A 7,009-nucleotide genomic window follows, 5' to 3' on the forward strand; every position below is an offset into this window, starting at 1 on the left:
TCCACGCGAAATGTGGACAAGAGGCTGGACAAGTCTTGGAGCAGTCGATTTTTACCTGTCAGGACAGGCAGTTATCATCGCTGGTGAAAGTTTGACCCATAGGTGCAAACCACAGCGGCGACTAGACGTCCAGATCCAGCAGAATGCTGCCCAGGGTCTTGCCGTGGGCATCCAGGGCCAGCGAGCGGGTCACACCGCCGCGCAGCACGCCCGTCACCACGAAATTCAGGGCGGCCACGCCCGGCAGTTCGTAGCGGCGCACCTGAAAACCGGGCGGCACGTCGCCCGCCTCGAAAAGCCCGGCCAAATACGCCTGCACCCGTGCCGCACTCAGCGCGGCGCACAGCCGTTCGTAGTCATCGTGCCGATAAGCGATAACGGAAATATTGGACGTATCGCCCTTGTCGCCCGTGCGCGCATGCGCCAGTTGCCGTAGTTTCATTGCGAGACCTCGAAGTGAACGGATGTCTGGATGCGCTCGGCGGGCCAGAGCAGCGACGCAACGGCCACGACCTGCTTGGTCAGCTTGCTGGCGCCACCGCCGCCCGCCGGGCCATTGGTGTATAGAGCTTCGACTTCGCGGCCCACCAGCTGGGCATGGTGCTGCTCGGCGCAGCGTGCCGCCACGCGCAAGCGCACCTCGGCGGGCTCGGCCCGCGGGGCGCCCAGCGTGGCACCATAGAGCGAATCCACCCCGATCAGGTCGGCGCGCACCTCGTCGGCGCGCACCCCCACCATCGGCAGGCGTTCGAGCACGATCTCCCGCGCCAGCCGCGCGCGGGCGAGCGCGCCCGGCCCGCCGTAAGATATCTGCCCCTCGCCGATGTAGCCGTCCAGGTAGCCCACGCTGACCTTGAGCGTGGCGGGCTTCGGATGGCCATCGGCGCCGCTGGCCGACACGCGATCCGGTGCAATCTCGTGAAAGGCCACCTGGGAGAAATCCGCCACGACGTCGGGCGTGAGGTAGGCCTGCGGATCGTGAATCTCGTAGATCAGCTGCTCGCTGCACGTCTGCGGCGTCACCCGCCCGCCGGAACCGGCAACTTTGGTGATGCACACCGCGCCCTCGGCCGAGACTTCGGCAATCGGAAAGCCCAGGCGCGCCAGCCCCGCGACATCCTTGAAACCGGGGTCGGCAAAATAGCCCCCCGTCACTTGCCCCGCGCATTCGAGCAGATGCCCGACCAAGGTGCCGCGCCCCAAGGCGGGCCAGTCGTCCCAGGACAAGCCGAATTCCAGCACCTGCGGGGCCAGGAACAGGGCCGGGTCGGCCACCCGGCCCGTGATCACGACATCGGCGTCCGCCTGCAGCGCCTGCACGATGCCGCCCGCCCCCAGGTAGGCATTGGCCGACACCATGGCGCTCCCCAATTCCTTGGGCGTGATCCCGATGTCGAGCAGGGTATGTGCATCGTTGCGCACGGCGTCCAGCACATCGTCGCCCAGCACCGCCGCGACCTTCAGACCGTGCAGGCCGAGCGCCGTGGCCACCCGGCACACCTCTTGTACGGCCCCGCGCGGGTTGGCGGCCCCCATATTGCTGATGATGCGAAAACGCCGGGTGCCGTCCGCGTCGCGCAGATAGGGCAGTACCGCCTGCATGCGCTCGGTGAGCAGGGGGTCGTAGCCGCGCTCGGGCTGATGCAGGCGCTCCAGCTGGGCCAGCGCAATGGTGCGCTCGGCCAGGCACTCGAAAATGAGATAGTCGATCGCGCCGTCCCGCGCCAGCTCGACGGCCGGGTCGATCCGGTCGCCCGAATACCCTGCCCCCGAGCCCAGGCGGATGCGCTGCTTCATCTTGTCCATGATTCAAACTCCACAGAACTGTCCGGCCTTTCCGGCTAGAGCGGAAAGAGGCCGAACGCCACTGCCGCCAAGGTCATGACCACCGAGATCGCCAGCAGGAAAGGAATTGCAAAACGCTGGTGCACGCCCAGCTCCAGGCCGCACAGCCCCACCAGCAGGAAGGTGGCCGGGGTCAGCGGGCTGACGGGAAAGCCGACCGTCATCTGTCCCAGCGCGGCGGCATGAGCCACCTCGACCGCGACACCGCCATGCGCCTGCACGACCTGCGCCAGCACGGGCATCACGCCGAAATAGAAAGAATCGGGGTCGAACAACAGGCTCAGCGGCATGGACAGCAAGCCCAGGATGAAAGGCAAGTGCGTGGCCGCCGCCGTCGGAACATGGTCGGCGGCAAAGGTCGCCATGGCTTTCAGCATGCCCGTGCCGCTCATGATGCCCGTGAACACGCCCGCCGCCAGCAAAATGCTGGCCATGAGCAAGGCCGCCTTGGCGTGCGCATCGATTCGCACACGCTGCTGCTGCGCATCGGGGTAGTTGATGAGCAACGCCAGCACGGTGCCCACCATGAAGCAGACGACGGGCGCGACGATGCCTGAAATCATGCTGCCGATAACGGCCACGACCAGCAGGGCGTTGATCCAGAACAGTTTGGGCCGCCGCGGATCGTCCTGCGCTGCGGGCGAAACGTCAGCCGCTGCACCTGCGTCAGACGCTGTCGGATCGCCCAGGACGGCATGGCCGCTGTCCCAGCCCGCCGCGCGCGTGCTGCGCCGCCCCAGCCACCAGGCAAAGAGCAGCACCATGGCAAACCCCACCAGCTGCACCGGAATCAGCGGCAGGTACAGATCGATGACCGGCACCTCGAGCGCGGCGGCGGCGCGCAGCACCGGGCCGCCCCAAGGCAGCATATTGCCCACGCCGGCCGCCATGGCCACCACGCAGGCCAGGATGCGCCGATCGATGCGCAGGCGGTCGTAGAGCGGCAGCATGGCGGGAATCGTGACCATGAAAGTCACCGCGCCCGAACCATCCAGATGCACGATGGCGGCCAGGATCGCCGTGCCCACCACGATGCGCACCGGGCTGTCGCCCGCGATGCGCAGTACACGATTGATGATGGGATCCAGCGTGCCAGCATCGGTCAAGATGCCAAAAAAGAGGATGGCAAACACGAACATGCCCGCCACCGGCGCAATGTTCTTGATGCCCGTGACCATGAAGCCGCCCACCTGAGGCGCAAAGCCCCCCACCAGAGCCGCCAGAATAGGGATCGCCGTCAAGGCCACCAGCGCGGACATGCGGTTGGTCATGATGCCAACCAACAGCACCAGTACCGTTATCAGCCCAAGAAGTGCCAACATCGAAGTCTCCTGATCATGCGTCGGCTCCAGCCGACTTGTTATGTCGATAATCGAGAGGACAGCTTAGGACGGCCGATTTGATAATAAAATTGAAATTTTTGAATGCCTGTAATTTGAAAATCAAATGAGACAAGGCTTCCGCCACATTCGTGCTTTTCTGCAGGCCGCACGCCTGGGCAGCTTCACCCAGGCCGCACAATCACTGCACGTCTCGCAGCCCGCCCTGACCGTGCAGATTCGCCAGCTGGAAGAAGAACTGGGCGTGCGCCTCTTCGACCGCGATCGGCGCCAGGTGAGCCTGAGCCAGGAAGGGCGCAACATGCTCGCCCCGCTGCAAAGAATCCTCGACGAATTCGAGGGAGCCATCGAACAGGCGCACGACCTGGCCGGGCTCAAGCGCGGCCGCCTGACGGTGGCGGCGCTGCCCTCCATCGCCGCCGCCTGGCTGCCCGCCCTGATCCACCGGTTTCACGCCGCGCATCCCGGCATCGACATCCACGTGGCCGACGTGCCCGCCGCCCGGCTGCAGCGTCTGGTCAAGGACGAAGAGGCCGACCTCGGCATCGGCCCCTGGGTGAACCGCGACCGCGCCCTGCAGTTTCGTGAACTGATGGAAGACAGCCTGCAGGTGTTCTTTCCGGCAGAGCACCCGCTGGCCGGCTTGCGGCGCCCCACGCTGCCCCGCCTGACCCGCTATCCCCACGTGCTCACCAGCCCGGGCACCAGCGTCCGGGAAGCCGTCCACCGGGCGCTCGAAGCAGGCAACCTGGACATCGAGGTCGCCTGCGAGGTGGCGTACCTGTCAACGGCCATTGGCATGGTACGCGCTGGCCTGGGGATCGCCATCCTGCCGCTCTCCACCCTGCACGCGGCGCCTTGTGACGGCCTGCTGCACCGGCCCATCGCCAACCCGCACCTGCACCGCAAGCTGGGGCTGATCACCGCCAAGCGGCGTACGCCGTCAGCGGCGGCGCAGGCGTTCATCGAGCTGCTGCTGACCCAGGATCTGCGTCTTTCAGCGCCAAGCGACTAGTGCTGCCTGCGCCGCCGACGCAGCCATTGCAGGCCTGGTTCGAGCATGACAGTGCCCACGATCACCATGACCCCCAGGTAAAACAGCAGGTCGAGCTGCTGCTGCTCGCCCAGGACGGGGATCGCCAGCACGACCGCATAGACGGGCTCGAGGTTGGTGACCATCTGTTGGGTGAACACCGTGATCGAGCGCAAAGCCACCAGCAGCAGCGCCAAAGGCAAGGCCGTGAGCACGACGGCAAAAACAATGAGCAGCAGCGCATCGCGCCCATGCGGAATGGAAAAACTGGCCTCCGCGGCAGGCAGCAGGCCGATGGCTGGGGTGAGAAACAAGGCCCCCGCCCCCAGCTCGAGACAGGTGGCGCTCAGCGGCTGCGTGCGACTGACCAGCAGCTTGTTCAAGCCGCTGAAGCCCGCCAACAGCGCCGCCGACAACAGCCCCACGCCAAGCCCCAGGTACATGCCCCGGGGAATTCCCCCCGCCACCAGCATGACACCGGGGATCACCGCCACAGCCAACATCAGGTTGGAACGCTGGTAGGGCCGGCGCGTCAGCAAGGGCCCAAACACCGCGATGAACAGCGGCGTGGTGCCCAGGCAAATGGCCGCCACCGAAGCATTGGTGAGCTTGACGGCCAGGTAGAACAGCGCCCAGGTGATCGCCAGAAGCACACCGGCCCCGCTGCAGGCCGCCACCAGCCGCCAGGGCAGCTTGCGAATGCCGCGCCACGTGGCGGGCAGCAGCAGCAAGGCAGCCGACGCCAGCAGCATGCGCCACCACACCAGCGTGACAGCATCCAGCGTGATCAAGCGCCCCATGATGGGCGTAAACCCCCACAGCACCACGCAGAAATGGATGAGCAGATACCCACGCGCCGCCGATGGTTTGGGTTTTGTTGAGATGGCGAACATGGGAAAGAATGTGAGGTGCGGGGGATGGAGTTTAGAACACATCGAATAGCGTGCATGATCCAGAGGCTTGCTGGGCGGGGTGAAGCGGGGGCAGGACGGGTAATCCCCACGCACGTGGGGAACACCCGGACATGATCGCCGAGGCCCAGCGCCGCGGCGGTTCATCCCCACGCACGTGGGGAACACGGACGGCGACATGAACGGTGAGTTCTGGCACGACGGTTCATCCCCACGCACGTGGGGAACACTTCGTGAGCGGCGGCAGCAGCGGTGTGATGGCCGGTTCATCCCCACGCACGTGGGGATGAACCGCCCTTGAGCAGCGTTTCAGCCTCGGCCGTGTTCGTGTTCCCCACGCACGTGGGGATGAACCGTGGAACTGGCTGACGCCATGATTCGCATTCTGGTGTTCCCCACGCACGTGGGGATGAACCGGCGTGGTGGGAACAGTTGACCAGCCTGGAACTGTGTTCCCCACGCACGTGGGGATGAACCGCCGTTGAATACAGCCGTATGTTCATCCGTGACGTGTTCCCCACGCACGTGGGGATGAACCGAGAAAACAAGGTTGAAACCTATCTGAATGACCGTGTTCCCCACGCACGTGGGGATGAACCGCCACGAATATGATGCACGTTGGCGCTCAACTTGTGTTCCCCACGCACGTGGGGATGAACCGCTCGGACTGTCGGGAACCGCCGCTGTCGCCGCGTGTTCCCCACGCACGTGGGGATGAACCGTTATCGTCGATTTCCTCGAATCGGGTGTTCCAGTGTTCCCCACGCACGTGGGGATGAACCGGCCGCATTCTCCGGTGCCGGGGAACTGCAGGCGTGTTCCCCACGCACGTGGGGATGAACCGCCACCACTTTGCAAGAACACCCCCAGCCATTGGTGTTCCCCACGCACGTGGGGATGAACCGCCGCACCGTCCGCCTACCAGGCGAGCAAAGTAGTGTTCCCCACGCACGTGGGGATGAACCGGCAACCGGCGTAACTCCCGAGGTTGATGCCGCCGTGTTCCCCACGCACGTGGGGAACACGACCCAATACTGCGCCAGGTCGGCGCCGGCGTTCGGTTCATCCCCACGCACGTGGGGAACACATCCAGGACGAAGACCAGCCTGCCGCTGCAGCCGGTTCATCCCCACGCACGTGGGGAACACCGAGAAAAAGCTGATAGCGCCTGCCCACAAGTTCGGTTCATCCCCACGCACGTGGGGAACACGCCTCTTTCTTATCGGACACCCAGATGGCCGTCGGTTCATCCCCACGCACGTGGGGAACACGGGCCAGCATCGGGGCCGTCATACCCTGCAGGCGGTTCATCCCCACGCACGTGGGGAACACATGGCCCTCGTCTCTCCGAGGTGTCACGCCTACGGTTCATCCCCACGCACGTGGGGATGAACCGACGGCAGCCCAGAAATATGCCCTGACCTTCGCGTGTTCCCCACGAACGTGGGGATGAACCGTATTCGAGCATCGCGCCCAGGACAGTCACCTTCGTGTTCCCCACACATGTGGGGATGAACCGCGACAGTCGATGACTGACAAATACAACGACGACGTGTTCCCCACATGCGTGGGGAACACGCGCACGTCGCCCGCCATGTCCTCACCGCCGAGCGGTTCATCCCCACGTGCGTGGGGAACACGTATCGACCTTCAAAGCCATTAAGGGCGACGACGGTTCATCCCCACGTGCGTGGGGATGAACCGCCGGTTGATGTTGGCGATTTCGTTGCCCTTCTGTGTTCCCCACGTGCGTGGGGATGAACCGAACCCGGCGTTGCGCGTGAACTGGCTGGTCAGGTGTTCCCCACGTGCGTGGGGATGAACCGCAGTCCCAAATTTCCCATGAAGCAGTACCAGAGTGTTCCCCACGTGCGTGGGGA

Annotated in this window: 5 protein-coding genes and 1 CRISPR repeat array; of the genes, 1 reads left to right on the plus strand and 4 read right to left on the minus strand. The window is 65.0% G+C overall.

Annotated elements, in window-relative coordinates; all coding sequences use genetic code 11:
* Positions 1 to 121 precede the first annotated feature (121 nt).
* The 3 genes from CCA01S_RS13710 to CCA01S_RS13720 are packed head-to-tail and all read right to left on the minus strand — an operon-like array spanning position 122 to position 3,167.
* Positions 122 to 442, minus strand: coding sequence for an AtuA-related protein (locus tag CCA01S_RS13710; protein WP_066459451.1), 321 nt, complete (start codon positions 440 to 442; stop codon positions 122 to 124).
* Positions 439 to 1,806, minus strand: a complete 1,368-nt coding sequence (locus tag CCA01S_RS13715; protein ID WP_198150023.1) for an acyclic terpene utilization AtuA family protein — start codon at positions 1,804 to 1,806, stop codon at positions 439 to 441. Before CCA01S_RS13715 ends, CCA01S_RS13710 begins: the two co-directional genes overlap by 4 nt.
* Positions 1,807 to 1,841: 35 nt before the next feature.
* Complete coding sequence (locus tag CCA01S_RS13720) at positions 1,842 to 3,167, minus strand: CitMHS family transporter (RefSeq protein ID WP_066459452.1); 1,326 nt, start codon at positions 3,165 to 3,167, stop codon at positions 1,842 to 1,844.
* Between the two features lie 124 nt (positions 3,168 to 3,291).
* On the opposite strand from CCA01S_RS13720, the gene CCA01S_RS13725 reads away from it, so the two are divergent.
* Positions 3,292 to 4,200, plus strand: a complete 909-nt coding sequence (locus CCA01S_RS13725) for a LysR family transcriptional regulator (RefSeq protein WP_066459454.1) — start codon at positions 3,292 to 3,294, stop codon at positions 4,198 to 4,200.
* Here the strand turns inward: CCA01S_RS13725 and CCA01S_RS13730 are convergent.
* Positions 4,197 to 5,111 (minus strand): DMT family transporter, encoded by a 915-nt coding sequence (locus tag CCA01S_RS13730; RefSeq protein WP_066459455.1) that lies wholly within the window; start codon positions 5,109 to 5,111, stop codon positions 4,197 to 4,199. The genes CCA01S_RS13725 and CCA01S_RS13730 overlap by 4 nt on opposite strands.
* A 283-nt stretch (positions 5,112 to 5,394) precedes the next feature.
* Positions 5,395 to 6,096: direct repeats of the CRISPR family, unit length 29 nt; unit sequence GTGTTCCCCACGCACGTGGGGATGAACCG.
* The last annotated feature ends 913 nt before the right edge of the window (positions 6,097 to 7,009 follow it).

The sequence above is a fragment of the Castellaniella caeni NBRC 101664 genome (genome assembly GCF_001592225.1).
GTDB lineage: Bacteria > Pseudomonadota > Gammaproteobacteria > Burkholderiales > Burkholderiaceae_B > Castellaniella > Castellaniella caeni.